Genomic DNA, 16779 nt, shown 5'->3' with positions numbered 1-16779 from the left:
TTACGATAATATATTAAAATACTACTTATTTAATTAAGGCTTTATTTATGAAAAGAATAATATTATTATTTTTAATTATTTCTAATTTTTTATTTTCTCAAAATTATATAGGTTATCAAATTTCACAAAATAACGATTTAATGAAAAGTATTGAAAATAATGATATTGAAAGCGTTAAAAATATTTTAAGAGATGGAAATAATTTAGATATTTACAATAATAAATATGGAATGAGTTCTTTAATGTATGCTGCAAAATTAGGAAATATGGAAATAGTTAAAGAATTGCTTGATTTTGGCGCTAAAGATTTTGATTTTGCTTTTTATATGGCTTGTATGGAAGGTTATTTGGATATTGCTCAAAAATTTATTAACGAAGGCGCTAATAATTTTGATATCGCTTTAACTTATGCGTCAATCGGCGGACAGCTTGATATAGTAAAAGAACTTATTAATTTAGGAGCGAAAGATATTAACGGAGCATTAGTTTCTGCATGCGAAGGAAATCATTTAGAAATTGTAAAATATTTTATAGAAAACGGAGCTAATGTAAATACAAAAGCTTATATAGAACCTTACAGATATTACGAAGGAGCGGAAAGAAAATATCCGATAACCGCCGCTACTAATATTGATATAATAAAAGAATTAGTAAACGCGGGAGCTACTAATTTAAATGAAGCTCTTATTTATAATGCAAAACAAACTAATAGAACGGATAACATATTTAATTTATTAGAATTGGGGGCAGACATTAACTCTCATAATTATGGCAATGAAAAAACTATTCTTATGTATTTAATAGAAAGAGAAAATCCCGATATTGAAGCGATAAAAAAAATTATAGAATTAGGCGCGGATATTAACGCAACCGACAGAAACGGAAATAATATTTTAATAAGAGCGGTTTTATTTGAATACGATAAAGAAGATAACGGAATATATAGAGTATTTTCAACTCCACTCGAAATAATGGAAGAATTATTAAAATCGGGAGCGAATATAACTCAAAGAAATATTTACGGAAACACGGCTTATAGAATTGCCGCAAGAAATAAGAAAAAAGATTTTATAGAATTATTTGATAAATACAGAAAATAATTTTTTAAAAATAAACGCTTGAAATATTTTTAAAAATAGTTTATAATAATTAATAAATATTTAAATTATTTTGTTGACAAAAATTTTTAAATGTTGTAAAATATTACTAAATTAATTAAAATAAATAGTTGATAATTTTTTTAAATATTATAAAATATTATTAAATTAAATTAATCAATATTGAAAAAAATTTAAATAAACTATTGACTAATTTTTTTAATATTGTATAATTTAATTGTAAAAATGTTTGCCGAGAAATCGGTGAGGAAAGTTTGATATGAAAATTACGATAAATAACAATACTGTAAATTTGTTAAGCAAAGCCATAATTATATCTTAAATAATAATTTTAAATTTTATATATCTAAATCTTTAAAGGCATTTAAATTTTTAAATGTCTCAATTTTATTGCATAATTTAGTTAAATCTTTTTTGACTTCAATCAACTTTGATAACTTATCGGGAGAGAAGAAACCCGATTTTGTTATAAATAAAAAATTTTTCATAAAAGGAGATAACAAAATGAAAAAAATTAAAAAATTTCTTCTAACAATTGCAATGACGATGATTTTTAGCGTATCGGCATTTGCGGCAAGTGGGTTCGAGTTTTTATTGAATGTGCCACTCGGAGTTGGCATAGGTATGCCTTCAAAAGACATTAAAGATTCTCTTGCACTAGAAGGCGGCGTAGGTTTTGACGCTGGAGTTTCAGCGCAGTTGGGTTATATGGCTCAAGTGGTAAACGGTTTCGGAATTAGCGCATTGTTTGAATTGGGCTATGCTCATGATTCTTATGTTGCGAAATTTGGAAAAGGAGTAGATGGCTCTTACAGTTTTCAAATAGATAGCTTTCAATTAGGTTTACTTCCTAAATTCAATATTGGCGCGTTTTCAATAGGAATTGGCGGAGGCGTTAAAGTTCCTCTCGGCGGAAAAATGATAGTGAAGGATGGCGGTGAGAAATTCAGTGAAAAATTAGAAGTGTTCGAATTCTTCTTCCCAGCTGTTATAGGTTATGTTAAAGCCACTTTTGATTATTCTATTTTCTTTACGGATAAATTAGCTTTAAATGTAGGCTTATATTTGGGCGGAGATATTGCTAAAATTACAATTTTTGGCGGCGACCCTCTTGGTTTTAATAGCTTCGATATAGGCGTAGAGTTAGGCTTTAAATTTGGACCGAAAGCATAAAGCAAAATCTTTTTCAAATTTTTTTATATAAATTCTAATACACTTGAACGGGCGAGGTTAAATACTTCGTCCGTTGTTTTTTATTTATATTAAAATTAAAAAAGAAGTGGGATTTATAATTTTTCAATTTCTTTTATGGTTAAGCCTGTATTTTCGCTAATAAATTTTATATCTAAACCTGCTTTTTTTAGATTTTTGGCTATCAAAATTGATTTGTCTCTTTCTCCTTCAATTTTTCCCTCTCTTCTACCTTCTTTAATTCCTTCTTGTCTTTCTTCTTTAAGCGTTATTTGTTTATCGTATTGATAGATTTCTTTTTTCTCATACTCGCTCATCATTAATCGACTTCTGATAAAATTATTATATCTCTTGTGAGCTTCTTCCATTATAGGTTTTTCTTTTACTATTTCTGACATATAAGCCTCGCTACTGCGCACAGTCGTGCCATATTATTTGTAGTGAAAAATCCAAGCCAATAATTTAAATCCTTTTTTAAATCATTATCTTTGAATTTGAATTTTTTTAATTCTATTATATGTATCTGTAAATGGTCGGTTAGCAACCTTGCATTTTTTGTATCGTAAATCATATAGCAACTGTGAACATTACTACTCTTTTTATCCAAATTAAAATTAAGAAGATTGATACTTATTACGGGCGTCAAATCCTCATACTCTTCGCCTTTCTTTAAAAGTTTGCTATAATTCGCCGCCCAATGATAAAGTATTCTTTCAGGAAATCTTGAATTGCCCGATAATTGAACTTCGATAATTACAACCGTTCCGTTTTTAGTAATGCATTTTACATCAACAATTGTCTCTTTATATTTATAATGTCTTTTTAGATTAAACGGATTAAGAATTTCAACGGCTTTAAAAGTTTTCATGTCTGCGCTAATCATAACGGCGTTTATAAAATCGAGTAAAACTTTTTCGCCTCCTTTGTACGCGAAAAAATAGCGAACGAAACAATCATTAAGCGCATTAAAAGGTTTTTTATTCATAAGAATATTATAACAGAATATATTTTATTTGTCAAAATTTAAATTATATTTAAATTACAATATTTTTTATTTTTCATATTGACAATATTTTTAATGTTATATAAAATCAATTCTTAAATAAAAACGACATATATGTCATTTTATTTTTTTATAAAATATTGGTTATAGTTAAATATAATAAAAGAGATTTGAAATGCCAAAAGTAAGCAAAGAATATTTTGATAATAAAAGAAAAATAATACTTGACGCCGCTTTAAAAGTATTTTCCAAAAAACCGTCATATACGGTTAGTATGAAAGATATAATAAAAGAATCAAAATTAAGTCATGGAGGAGTTTATAAATATTATTCTAATATAGACGATATTATAATTTCTTTGATTAACAGAAATAAAATTTTGGTAAACCCGAAAGATATTATAAAAAATAATTATGATTATCCTGAAAAAGCTATATTTGAATTTTTAGAAGCCTATAAAAATTATTTTTTTGAAGCGACTAAAGAATACGGTAAAATATTTTTTGAATTATATCCTATACTTATTAACGATAAAAAGAGGTTAAAAATATATGCAAGAAAAATTAGCTCAAATATTAATTTTGCATATTGGATTGAAACTTTATTTATTTACTTTGATAAAAAAATAAACGAAAGATATTTTAATCCTATAACCACTTCGCAAAATATATATATGCAAATAGTTAGTATGTTAAAAGGAATTGAGATGGAATTAATTTTAACAAAATATTACAATAAAAATAGAGATTATAAAATTGATTTGGAAACAAAATTAGACGATTTGGTAGAAACAATTTATAAAACGATATTATTTTTAATGGGAAGCAAAATAAAAAATAAAGAGATAAAAAAGAAATAGAAAATAACAATCAAGGAGAATTAATGACAGAATTAAAAAAATTAATAAAATTAGAATCGATAAAAATTGCAGTTTGTTTGTCAATATTTTTGAGCATGCATCTATACGCTCAATCGAATTCAAACGGAGCTACAAATACGGTAAGTTATTCGTCTTATATGGAAGCGATAAGAGATTTGATACCCGAAATGAAAATAAACGCCGTAGCCGAAACAAATGCTGAGATGAATCTTTTAAGCGCAAAAAGTTCGGGCGATGTAAATTTAACGGCGCAACTTGGAGCGATTGGGACTTATGGAAGTGGAACTTTATCATCTTCTTTAGGCGGAAAGTCGGCGGAAGCTACGGGAATAAGAGCGGGAATCGGAGTAGGCAGTTTAATTCCATATAGCGGAACTAAATGGTCGGTTAATTTAACGCATAATTCATATTTAGATGGAAAATTATATTATCATAACGGCGATAGTATAAAAGCTCAACATTATTATCCTTCGCTTACTATAGAAGTTTCTCAACCTTTATTAAGAAATTTTTTCGGAGCGTTAGATAAATATCCGATAAAAAATGCAGAATATTCTCTAACGATTGCAAAACTCCAAAGAATATTAGACGATTCTTCAGTATTGGCGTCTTATCAAAAAATTTATTATCAATGGATAATGTATGAAAAATTATTATCGTATTATAGAAGCATGTATATAACGGCGAGAGCTTTTGAAAATCAAATGAGAGCAAGATATCAAAGCGGACTTATAGATAATGACTCTTATCAAAATGCAAGAACTCAAACTATGATTTATAGCGATTCTTTCGCTCAAAATAAAGTTTATTTAGATAGTCTTTTAACAACGATAGCTTTTTTTATTCCCGACATAACAAATTATAGTCCCGATCACGCGGTTTGGGACGCTTATATTGATTTGGGAAATAATATGGAAATGGAAGAAGTGGCTTTTGCAGACAGCATAAACGGAGAGATAGCATATCAATCAAAATTAAGAGCGGAATATACTTTAGAGGCTATGAAAAGCGGAAATTTACCCGATTTGTCTATAGTCGGAAGCGTAAACTTAAACGGCATTACTCCAAATACTTCGGGTTATTTTAAGTCTTTTGGAAGTATGACTAATGTAGACTTTTTCGCGGGATTGCAATTTTCTTATCCGATTGGCGACAGAGCTAATAAAGCGCAATATAAAATGGCTGAAAATTCTTTATATGGAGTAATAGCTCAATACGAAAAACTTGAAAAAGATTATAATACTCAATTGCAAACTTATATATCGAGATTCAACGCTTATAAAAATTTAATATCAAGCAAGAGAGCGCAGATAAGAGCGTTAAATTCGAGAATTGCAACTCAAATGCAAAAATTGGAGCAAGGCAGAGCGGAGGTTGACGATTTGCTCACTTCGAGACTCGAACTTGCAACTTCGCAGACGCAACTATTAAATTTGCAATACGAATTTATAACTACAATATTCGATTATAGAAGTTTGCTTGCAATGGAATATATAGATTAAAAAAATAATAGAGAAGATAGATTTTAAGGAGAAAATTAATAAATGGAAAAAATTATAGTATTTTTTGCGAAAAAAACGATGCTTGTTAATATAATAGTAATGGCGGTTTTATTTGTAGGAGCTTATTCTTATTTTAATTTACAAAAAGAATCGTTTCCTTCAACAGATTTGGATAGAATGCTTATAGCGGTGACTTATCCTGGAGCTACGCCTTTAGATGTTGAACAAAATGCAGTTATTCCGATAGAAGAACAATTACAAGGAATAGCGGGAATAGACGAATATCAAACCACAATAATTGAAAATATAGCTATAATAATGGTAAAACTTGACGAGAGTCTTCCAAACAGGCAACCCGTTAAAGATAAAATATTTAGAGAGATGCAAAATGTTCCCGATTTGTCTTCCGATGTTGACCAAGTTACAACCTACGATTTGAATCCAGCTAATATGTCAATTTATACTTTAGGAGTGCATTTCAAAGAAGGAATGGAAGGAGATGAAAGAGAATTATTTGATGTAAGTAAGAGATTAGAAAATGAACTTGTTAGATTGGACGGAGTTTCAGAGATAAGAATATCGGGAAGAACGGACCCAGAAATTCATATATATGCCGACCCTATAAAACTTCAACAAAATTATATTTCTTTAAGCGATATAGTTAATTCTTTAAGCATAAGAAATGTGAGAGCTACGGGAGGAGATATAGAAAATAAAGGAAAAGAGCAAACCATAGTAACTTACGGAGAATTTACTAATCCAAAAGAAGCGGAAAATGTTATTATAAGGTCAACTTTCAACGGACAGAGAGTTAGAGTTAAAGATATAGCTTCGGTTAGTATGGGCTTTAAAGAAAAAAATGTTCTTATGAGAGTAAATAAAGCTTCGGGTTATTCTTTAGATGTTGTAAAAAATGAAAATGCGGATATTATAAAAACTATTGAAGAGGTAAATAAATATTTAAAAGAAAACGCCGATTTAGTTCCTGATAATATACAAATAACCGTTATGGGAGATAATTCGAGAACTATTAATTCTTTATTAAAAATAGTCACTTCAAATTTGGTTCAAGGATTTATAATCATATTTATAGCCCTTATAATATTTTTAGATTTCAAAAGCGCAATATTTACAAGTTTAGGAATGGTTATAACAATGTTCTCTTGTTTAATATACATGAGAGCTACGGGAATAACATTTAATACAATGTCTTTAGCCGCGGTTATTACGGTTTTAGGTATGATTGTCGATAACTCTATCGTAGTTTCTGAAAATATATTTAACTTTAAACAAATGGGTTATAAGGGACTTGAAGCGACTCGGCTTGCAGTAAGCGATGTTATTATGCCTATGCTTGTATCGACTTTAACTACCGTTGCGGCGTTTTTTCCTTTGCTTACAATAAGCGGTATTATGGGAAAAATATTAAATATATTTCCTAAAATCGTTATATTTACTTTATTAATTAGTTTAATTCAGGCTACTCTTTTGCTTCCAAATCAATTGCAAGATAAAGAAGACAAATACAGAAACTATAAACCGAAGAAAAAGAAAAGTAAATTTAAAAATCCTTTAGATTTTGATAAGGATAAATTATTTGATAAAATGAAAATTCCTTACGGATTTATGTTAGAAAAATTACTTCATTTAAGATATTTGGTTATATCCGCTTTTATAGTTTTGCTTATAGGCTCAATATTTTTAGCTCAAAATAGTTTTAAAAATTTCGTGCTTATATACGATACAAGCGCGGACACTATAGTAATAAATATAGAAACTCCTATTGGAAGCACAAAAGATATTACAACCGAGCAAATATCAAAAATAGAAGATGTAATTTCTTCCGTAATAAAACCCGAAGAATTAATAGCTTTATACACTCTTGTAGGGCAGCAGGTTGACCAGGATATTATTTCTGAAGAAAAAGGAAGTCTTGCGGGAATAATGGTTTATTTAGTGCCTGCCGCAGAAAGAAAAAGAACGGCTGATGATTTAGTTTCTCTTATAAACGAAGCGATTGATAAAACCGATATAAGAGATAATGTTCCCGTGTTTACTATAAATACAAAAGGCAATGTCAACCCTGGCGATGCGGTAAATATTAAAATAGTTGGAAATAATACTGAGCTTGCTAAAAAAGCAAAAACTGAAATAAGAGATTATTTGGCTACAATTAATGGCGTTATAAATATTGACGATGACGATAAAATCGGAAAGGACGAATTAAGAATATTATTCGATTACGATAAAATCGCTCAACTTGGAGTAAATGTTTCTACGGTTGCAAGCCAAGTGAGAGCGGCTTATACGGGAACGGTTGCGACTTATATTCAAGAGCTTGAAAATAAATTAGATTTTAGAGTTATGTTTGATAAACAATATACTTACGACACAGAATATTTGAATAAACTTTTAATACCAAATCAACAAAACAGACTTATATATCTTGAAAATCTCGCCACCATTCAAATTACAAACGGACTTTCAACTTTGAAACATTATAACGGAGAGCGAACGATAACGATAACGGCGGATATAGAATATGGACAAAATACTTCTCAACAGGTTATGAATGCCGTAAGCGAAAGATTTAAAAATTTCAGTAGAGAATATAGAGGATTAAAATTAGATTTTGGAGGCGAGGCTAAAGAAACGGTAAAAGCATTAAAGCAATTATTATTTAGTTTTGCTATGGCTTTTATATTCGTTTATATAATATTATTATTACAATTAAATAGATTTATTCAGCCTATAATGATTATGATAATTATTCCTTTCGGGCTTATTGGAGTTTTGCTTGGCTTTGCGCTTCATCGTATGCCTTTATCGTTTATGGGAATAGTCGGAATAGTAGGACTTGCGGGAGTAGTTGTTAATAACGGAATAATACTTGTCGATGTGATAAATAATATTATAGACAGAGGAGTAGAAGGCGGAAAAAAAGGAATCAAAAAGGCTATAGTTGACGGTTCTAAACAGAGGCTTCGTCCCGTATTTTTAACTACGATTACTACGGTTGTCGGACTTCTTCCTACAGTTTACGGAATTGGCGGAAGAGCGGATTTGATTATACCTATAGTTATGGCTTTGGCTTATGGACTTTTATTTTCTTCTTTGCTTACCCTCATATTTTTGCCTTGTATGTTTATGATAATGTTTGATTTAAGATTAATAAAAATTCCAGAAACGCAAATACCTAAAGAAGAGATAACGAATACTAATATTTAGTTTTATAAAATAGATTACTATGATATGAAATGAAAGAATTATAAATTCTATAATAAGGGATTATAATACTTGATGCTTTTTTATGAATTGTTAAGGCAATTGATTTGCTTACGGCATAAAGAATGAAGAGGGCAAATGCCGAAAGTTAATCTTTTTATTAAATAAAGTCAAAATTTACTCTTACTTTTTTGCTATAAAAAAGTATAGATTTTTGCTCGTTTTACTTAATAAAAAATGAAATTAATACATAAAAAAACGGTTTATACAATTGAGTATAAACCGCGTCCAAACAAATAAAATTATAAATTTCTTTATAAAAATAAAACCCCTATGCTCTTATGAACATAGAGGTTGTTGTCTTAAATCTTTATTTTATTCGATATATGCTTCTTTATTGTAATTTGTCTACTGCTGTTTTTAAAGCATCAACTTTTTCTTTTAAAGCATCAACTTTTTCTTTTAGGTTTTCACTATCAAAAGTACTTTTATTTGTTACTTTTGCTGCTGCTGCTGTTGCTTCTGTTGCTGCTGTTGCTGCTGCTGTTGCTGCTGTTGCTGCTGTTTCTTTTGCTACTTGCAGTTTAGTTTTAGTTGGCGTTGGATTAGTAGGTTTGCTTTCGTCCTTGCTACAGCTAACTGCCAATAACGATAAAGCCATTACCGTTATTAATAAAGATTTAAGAATGTTTTTTGTGTGTTTCATATTGCACAATCCTTTTGAATAAAATTTTTTATAACTAAACAGAGATTTCTCTCTGATAAGCTATCAAAGTTGATTGAAGTTAAAAAAGTTTTAACTAAATGTAAAAAATATTTTTGAAATAGAAATTTAAAATAATTATTTAAGATATAATTATGGCTTTGCTTTGCTTTGCTTTGCTTTGCTTTGCTTTGCTTAACAAATTTACAGTATAGTTATTTATCGTAATTTTCATATCAAACTTTCCTCGCCGATTTCTCGGCAAATACTTTTACAATTAAATTATATAACATTTAAAAAAATTAGTCAATAGTTTATTTTAATTTTTTTCAATATTGATTAATTTAATTTAACAATATTATATAATATTTAAAAAATTTGTCAACTATTTAATTTAATTAATTTAATAATATTTTACAACATTTAAAAATTTTTGTCAACAAAATAATTTAAATATTTATTAATTAACTTTTATAATTATAAAATATTTTTAAAAATATATCAAGCGTTTATTTTTAAAAAATTTTACTCATTAACAAGTTTAATAAAATCATCCGCGGGCATAATTTCAATTCCCAATTCTTCCGCTTTCTTTAATTTGCTTCCCGCTTTCTCTCCGACTATTAATATATCGGTATTTTTCGACACGGAAGATTGAACCGTTGCTCCCAATCTTTCGGCAGTTTCTTTTGCCGATGTTCTTGTAAAACCTTCAATAGAACCCGTTATAACTACATTCTTGCCCGTTAATTTCGATTCCGTAATTGCCATTTTTTCAAATATAGGTTCTACTCCAACAGCGAGCAAATCGTCTATTATTTTTTTCGATTTATCATTATTCAAAAAATCGTAAATACTTTTTGCGCTAATCTCTCCTATGCCTTCTATATTTTCCAAATCTTCTATAGTCGCTTTTTTAAAACTTTCTATCGAAGTAAAATATTTAGCGAGTAAATCGGCTGTAGTCTCTCCGACTTGACGCATTCCTAAAGAATATATAAATCTTTTTAAAGTTGTTTTCTTGCTTTCTTTTATAGAGTTTAACATATTGTCGGCAAGCTTCTCTCCCATTCTTTCAAATTTATACAAATCTGTTTTTTTTATTTTATAAATATCGGCAGGATTTTTAACAAGTCCGCTTTTTGTAAAAGTCGCTATCCATTCTTTGCCTATTCCGTCTATATTCATAGCAGCTTTTGAAACAAAATATTCTATATACTTTGTAATTTTGCTTGGACATTCTTCATTGATGCATCTAACTATTACATCGCCTTCGGTTATCGCCGTATCGCCTCCGCAAACGGGACATTTATTTGGAAAAACAAACTCTTTACTTTCTTTCGGGCGTTTATCTAAATTTACTCTCACAATTTTAGGTATAACATCTCCCGACCTTATAACTGCAACCGTATCGCCAATTCTTATATCTTTAGATTTTATTTCATTAGGATTATGAAGAGTGACATTTGAAACGATAACGCCTCCGACTTGAACGGGTTTTAATTTTGCCACAGGCGTTAATGCTCCCGTCCTTCCAACTTGAACCTCTATATTATTTAATAAAGTTTCTTTCTCTTCGGGCTTAAACTTAAAAGCTACGGCAAATCTTGGAGCGCGAGATAAAAATCCTAATTTTTCTTGCGATTTGATATCATCAACTTTAATCACGAGTCCGTCAATCTCATAATCCATTTTATTTCTGTTTAATTGAATTTCGTTATATATTTTCAAAACTTCTTTAGCGTCAATATTTGGATGAACTCCTTCAACGGTAAAATCTAAACTTAATAAAAATTCCATTGCCTTATATTCGTTTGTTAAATTAAAATCTTTATAATTTGCAATTTGATATGCGAAAAATTTTAATCTTCTCTTCTTGCTTTCCGAACTATCTAATTGTCTTAATCCTCCCGATGCCGCATTTCTTGGATTTGCAAAAGGCACTTCTTCAAGCTCTTCTCTTTCTCTGTTTAAAGCCTCAAAATCTTTTTTCGTTATTAAAGCCTCGCCTCTAATTATAAGTTTATTTTTTTCTTTAATATTTTTTGGAACATTATTCATTACTTTAACATTATTCGTAACATTTTCTCCGACTTGTCCGTCTCCTCTCGTGCTTGCAACAATCAATTTTCCATTTTGATAAATAAGCTCTAAAGCCAAACCGTCAAATTTATTTTCTACGGTATATTTTATATTTTTTGAATTAGTCTCTTTTTTCATTCTATTATCGAAGTCAAAAAATTCTTCTTCATTCATAACATTTGAAAGAGAATACATTGCAATTGGATGCTCAAACTTTTCAAACTTTTCTAAAATCATTCCGCCGACTTTATTCGTAGGACTATTTTTATCTTTGAATTGTGGGAAATCTCTCTCCAAATTTTCAAGCTCTCTAAAAAGTTTATCGTATTGATAATCTTCAATTTCGGGATTATCGTCCGTGTAATAAAGTTTATTATGATAATTAATCTCTTCGGTTAATTTTTTTATTCTGTTTTTTGCTTCTTCTATATTCATAATTAATATTCGTCCTTAATTTTTTATACTTTTATTATATTAGATTAATTATTAGAATACAATATATAATCAATCTCTTATTTGTCGTTGAAAGACTATTTATATTACAAAGCAATCAAAATAAAATATATTTTTAGCTTTCTTTTATACTCTATTAATTTGTAATTAATGTAAAAATGTATATACTATATAGTTAAAAAGATTAATAGGGATTTATAATTTGGAGAAAATATTTAACAATATACCCGCACAGGTAAAAGAAATAGCGAGAATATTGAATACGAAAGGGTTTCAATGTTTTTTAGTCGGCGGTTCGGTTAGAGATTCTATTATGGGATTTATTCCAAAAGAATACGATATAGCCACGAATGCGAAACCTGAAGATGTTCAAAAAATATTTAAATATACCGTGCCTACGGGAATAAAGCATGGAACGATTTTAGTAATACTTGACGATATGCATGTAGAAATAACGACTTTCAGAAGCGATGGAAATTATAGCGATGGACGGCATCCCGATAAAGTAGAATATACGGCGAGCATTGAGGACGATTTGCCAAGAAGAGATTTAACTATTAACGCGATGGCTTATAATGTTTTAGACGGAAATCTTATCGATATGTTTGACGGAGTTAAAGACATTGAAAATAAAATTATTCGTTCGGTTGGAAATCCTTATGAAAGATTTTCAGAAGACGGATTAAGAATAATGCGAGCTATAAGATTTGCGACAAGATTAAATTTTGATATAGAGAAAGAAACTTTTGATGCAATATGTCATTCTACGGAAATGTTAACTTCTATAGCTTATGAAAGAATAAGAGAAGAGTTTAACGGAATTTTAGTTTCCGATAATCCTTTTAGAGGATTGGAATTATTAAGAAAAACGGGAATACTCAACTTAATAATGCCCGAACTTATGCAAGGTTTTGGAGTCTCTCAAAATAGATTTCATAAATACGATGTTTATTATCATATACTTCATACTATACAAGCGGTTGAGCCTTTAGAAACTGAAGAGTTAACTTTATTAGTTAGATTATCGGCTTTATTTCATGATATAGCAAAACCTATGGTTCAAAAAAAAGTTTCAAAACAAGAAGAGCCTGTTTATTATAATCATGAAGTCGTAGGTTCAAATATCGCTAAAAAAGTTATGAAGAGATTAAAATATTCAAATGCGGAAATAGATTTTGTCACTCTTTTAGTTAGGCATCATATGTTTTATTATCAGGATGAATGGACTGACGGAGCGGTTAGAAGATTTATGAAAGCGGTTGGAGTAGAAAATATAAAACCTTTATTAAAATTAAGAGAAGCGGACAGAATTGGAAGCGGAAACAGAAAGGAGAAAGAAAGCAGAGCGATACCTAAATTATTGGCAAGAATAGATAAGATAATCGAAGAAGAAAACGCTATAACGGTTAAAGATTTGAAAATCAACGGAAACGATTTAATGAAAGAGTTTAATTTAAAACCAAGTCCGATTGTAGGAAAGATATTAAATTATTTGCTTGAATTAATATTAGACGAACCAAATTTAAATAGTAAAGAATGTCTCATTGAAAAGACGAGACTTTTTTTAGAAGAAAATAATATAAAAAAAGAGGAATGAAAAAATGTATCTTATAGCCGATATAGGAAATACGAGAATGAAATTAGCCGTATTCGACAAAAGCCATAATCCTTTATATTTTAATGTGAATAGTTATAATATAAGGCATATACTATCGACATTAAAAGAAGTAAAAGACAATTACAAGATAGACAAAGTATTTTATAGCAGCGTTTGTTTTGATAGAAACGATATATTTGTCTCTTCAATAAAGGATGTTTTGAAAAAAGATGTTTATAGAGTAACTTATAAAGATGTAAAATTGAAAGGCAATTTATATGAGCCTAAAGACGCGGTTGGAATAGATAGACTTCTTGCAACATACGCTTCAATATGTTTTGAAGGTTATAATAAAAACGAAAGATACGCTTCGATAGTTGTCGATATGGGAACGGCAACGACTATAAGCGTTATGACTTCGGATTTTATATTTTTAGGCGGAATGATAATGAGCGGAACAAAAACGAGTTATAAAGCTTTATCGAGCAGAACTTCTTTGCCTTACCATGAAATTGGTCCTATAGAATCGATTCCTAATCCTTTAAATAATAATACTAAAGACGGAATTATGTCGGGAGCAATATACAATACTATTGGAAGCGTAAATTATGGAGTTAATGAAATTAAAAAAAATATAAAAGAAAAGTATAATTTAAAAAGCAAAATATTTTTAACGGGCGGAATATCGAATTTAAAATTACTTAAATGTAAAATATATCCTTATTTGGTAATGCAAGGAACTTATTTTAATATGGTTGATAAAAAATACGGTAGATAAAGAATTATAATAAAAAGAAAAATTTATAATTATTGTCTAAAGTAATCTTTAATATTATCAAATTTGACAAATAATAAAAAATGGTTATACTTTAAAATATAAAAAAAATATGATTGAATAAATCAAGGAGTATATTAAATGACTACGGGTAAATTTACAATACAAAATGAAACGGGACTTCATGCGAGACCTGGAAACGAATTCGTTACATTTATAAAATCGCTATCAGGATGCAAAGTGGAAGCTGAAAACGAAGCTGGAAAAAGAGTAAATGCGGCTTCTCTTTTAAAAGTTCTTTCTTTAGGCGTTAAAAAAGGCTCTGTTCTTACGATTTATTGCGATGGCGATAATGAAAAAGAGGCGTTAAAGAAAATAGAAGAATTTTTATCTAACTTAAAAGATTAATTTTTGGAATATATTTTATGGAAAAAAGAATTACTGGAATAGCCGTATCGCCTGGAATAGCAATAGGAAAAGTTTATTTATTTGAAAAAAAAGAAGTTGAAATAAATAAATGTCCTTGCAAAAATCCCGAAGAAGAAAAGGCAAAACTTATAGAAGGCAGAAATAAAACAAAAGAGCAATTGCAAAAAATAAGAGAAACTACAGCAAAAAAAGTTTCAGAGGAAAAAGCCGCAATATTTGACGCTCATATTACTTTGCTTGAAGATGAAGATTTGCTTCAAGAAGTAAACGATATAATAAACGATGAAAAAGTTTCCGCCGATTACGCTTTATCGAGAGGAATTGAAGTTTACAGACAAATATTAAGCGATGTTCAGGACGAATATTTGAGAGAGAGAGCGGGCGATTTAGCCGATATAGCGGATAGATGGATTAGAAATTTGCTTGGCGAGAAAATATTAGAATTATCCGAAGTTTCCGAAAATTCAATAATCGTAGCGAGAGATTTAACTCCTTCGGACACGGCGAATTTAAATTTAGAAAATACTTTAGGTTTTATAACAGAAATAGGCGGCAGAACTTCCCATACTTCTATTATGGCTAGGTCTTTAGAGATACCCGCGGTTGTAGGCATTGGAAGTATAATTAAAGAAATTAAATCTATTTCAAATAAAGGCAACGATTTAAGCATAATATTAAACGGAAATACGGGCGGAGTAATTATAGAGCCTACCGAAAAATCTATAGAAGAATGCAAAAAATTAAAAGAAGAATTTGATAAAAGCAGAGCGCTATTAAAAGAATATGCGCATAGAGACGCCATATCAAAAGACGGAACAAAAATAAGAGTTTACGCTAATATCGGCTCTCCTGCAGATTTGGGCGGAGCTTTAAAAAACGGCGCTGACGGAATAGGGCTTTATAGAACTGAATTTTTATTTATGGAAAATACCGATTTTCCTACCGAAGAAGAACAGTTTAAAGCTTATAAAGAAGTAGTTGAAGCTATGAGCGGACACACCGTTACAATTAGGACTATGGATATAGGCGGCGATAAACATTTGCCTTATTTGGATATGCCGACAGAAGAAAATCCAGCTTTAGGTTGGCGAGCTTTAAGAATATGTTTAGACAAACCAGCTATTATAAAAACTCAATTTAGAGCATTATTAAGAGCTTCCGCTTTTGGAAAAGTAAAAATAATGCTTCCTATGATAGTTTCTATAGAAGAATTGCGAAAGGCTAAAGCGATATTTAACGATTGCAAATTGGAACTTATAAAAGAAAATATAACTTTCAACGAATCTTTGGAACTTGGAATAATGATAGAAACTCCTTCCGTTATATTTAGAGCAGAAAGTTTTGCAAGAGAATCCGATTTCTTTTCAATTGGAACTAACGATTTGACTCAATATACTTTGGCTTCGGATAGAGGAAACGAAAAAATCGCCTCAATTTGCGACCCTTATAATCCTTCCGTTTTAATAGCTATAAAAATGGCTATAGACGGCGCTCATTCAAGCGGAATAATTATTTCAATGTGCGGAGAGCTTGCGGGAGATTTGCTTGCCGTTCCTTTGCTTTTCGGACTCGGATTAGATGTATTTTCTATGTCGGCGATATCTATTCCCGAAGTTAAAAAAATGATTATATCTTTGGATAAAGCGGAATGCGCTATGCTTGCAAAAAGAGTTCTTACTCTTTCAACTTCCGAAGAGGTTAAAGCGGAGTTATTGCGATTTATGGAAATACATGAAAGAGGCGATACTATAAGTTATTGATTTGATTTAATTTTATATAATTTAAAATTGTAGAGAGGCTATTAAATTTTTTAACAACCTC

At 29.7% G+C, this 16779-nt stretch carries 11 protein-coding genes and 1 pseudogene; 9 read left to right on the top strand and 3 right to left on the bottom strand.

Translation table 11 applies throughout. From position 1 onward, the window contains the following. Positions 1-47 precede the first annotated feature (47 nt). On the top strand, positions 48-1100 hold the full coding sequence (locus EPJ79_RS08850; RefSeq protein ID WP_147739215.1) for an ankyrin repeat domain-containing protein: 1053 nt from the start codon (positions 48-50) through the stop codon (positions 1098-1100). Positions 1101-1622: 522 nt separating this feature from the next. Then, positions 1623-2291, top strand: coding sequence for a PorT family protein (locus EPJ79_RS08845; protein WP_147739214.1), 669 nt, complete (start codon positions 1623-1625; stop codon positions 2289-2291). A gap of 113 nt (positions 2292-2404) precedes the next feature. On the opposite strand, the pseudogene EPJ79_RS08840 reads toward EPJ79_RS08845, so the two are convergent. Next, positions 2405-3294: pseudogene (locus EPJ79_RS08840) on the bottom strand (Rpn family recombination-promoting nuclease/putative transposase). A gap of 193 nt (positions 3295-3487) precedes the next feature. Between EPJ79_RS08840 and EPJ79_RS08835 the strand changes: the two are divergent. The 3 genes from EPJ79_RS08835 to EPJ79_RS08825 are packed head-to-tail and all read left to right on the top strand — an operon-like array spanning position 3488 to position 8922. Beyond that, the gene (locus tag EPJ79_RS08835; protein WP_147739213.1) at positions 3488-4171 is read left to right on the top strand and encodes a TetR/AcrR family transcriptional regulator; all 684 of its coding nucleotides are present in this window, start codon (positions 3488-3490) and stop codon (positions 4169-4171) included. Positions 4172-4194: 23 nt separating this feature from the next. Further along, positions 4195-5694 (top strand): TolC family protein, encoded by a 1500-nt coding sequence (locus EPJ79_RS08830; RefSeq protein ID WP_147739212.1) that lies wholly within the window; start codon positions 4195-4197, stop codon positions 5692-5694. 42 nt (positions 5695-5736) lie between these two features. After that, positions 5737-8922 carry an efflux RND transporter permease subunit gene (locus EPJ79_RS08825; RefSeq protein ID WP_147718035.1) on the top strand — a complete coding sequence of 1062 codons (3186 nt, stop codon included), beginning with the start codon at positions 5737-5739 and terminating at the stop codon, positions 8920-8922. Positions 8923-9313: 391 nt separating this feature from the next. On the opposite strand, the gene EPJ79_RS11580 is transcribed toward EPJ79_RS08825, so the two are convergent. Continuing rightward, positions 9314-9625, bottom strand: coding sequence for a hypothetical protein (locus EPJ79_RS11580; RefSeq protein WP_158634366.1), 312 nt, complete (start codon positions 9623-9625; stop codon positions 9314-9316). 522 nt (positions 9626-10147) lie between these two features. Then, positions 10148-12139 (bottom strand): NAD-dependent DNA ligase LigA, encoded by a 1992-nt coding sequence (gene ligA, locus EPJ79_RS08820; RefSeq protein WP_147739211.1) that lies wholly within the window; start codon positions 12137-12139, stop codon positions 10148-10150. Positions 12140-12359: 220 nt separating this feature from the next. On the opposite strand from ligA, the gene EPJ79_RS08815 reads away from it, so the two are divergent. The 4 genes from EPJ79_RS08815 to ptsP all read left to right on the top strand — a co-directional run bounded on the left by EPJ79_RS08815 (position 12360) and on the right by ptsP (position 16718). Next, positions 12360-13754 (top strand): CCA tRNA nucleotidyltransferase, encoded by a 1395-nt coding sequence (locus tag EPJ79_RS08815; RefSeq protein ID WP_147739210.1) that lies wholly within the window; start codon positions 12360-12362, stop codon positions 13752-13754. A 4-nt stretch (positions 13755-13758) separates the two neighbouring features. Further along, a complete protein-coding gene (locus tag EPJ79_RS08810) occupies positions 13759-14532 on the top strand; it encodes a type III pantothenate kinase (RefSeq protein WP_147526296.1) in 774 nt (257 codons plus the stop codon). Positions 14533-14670: 138 nt separating this feature from the next. Next, positions 14671-14937: an HPr family phosphocarrier protein gene (locus EPJ79_RS08805; RefSeq protein ID WP_021958846.1), complete on the top strand. Its 267-nt coding sequence runs from the start codon at positions 14671-14673 to the stop codon at positions 14935-14937. A 17-nt stretch (positions 14938-14954) separates the two neighbouring features. Continuing rightward, the gene (gene ptsP, locus EPJ79_RS08800) at positions 14955-16718 is read left to right on the top strand and encodes a phosphoenolpyruvate--protein phosphotransferase (RefSeq protein ID WP_147739209.1); all 1764 of its coding nucleotides are present in this window, start codon (positions 14955-14957) and stop codon (positions 16716-16718) included. The last annotated feature ends 61 nt before the right edge of the window (positions 16719-16779 follow it).

It is taken from the genome of Brachyspira aalborgi, assembly GCF_008016455.1.
Classification (GTDB): Bacteria; Spirochaetota; Brachyspiria; order Brachyspirales; family Brachyspiraceae; genus Brachyspira; species Brachyspira aalborgi.
The sequence above is the reverse complement of the archived record's forward strand: the minus strand, read 5'-3'. Positions and strand labels throughout refer to the sequence as shown.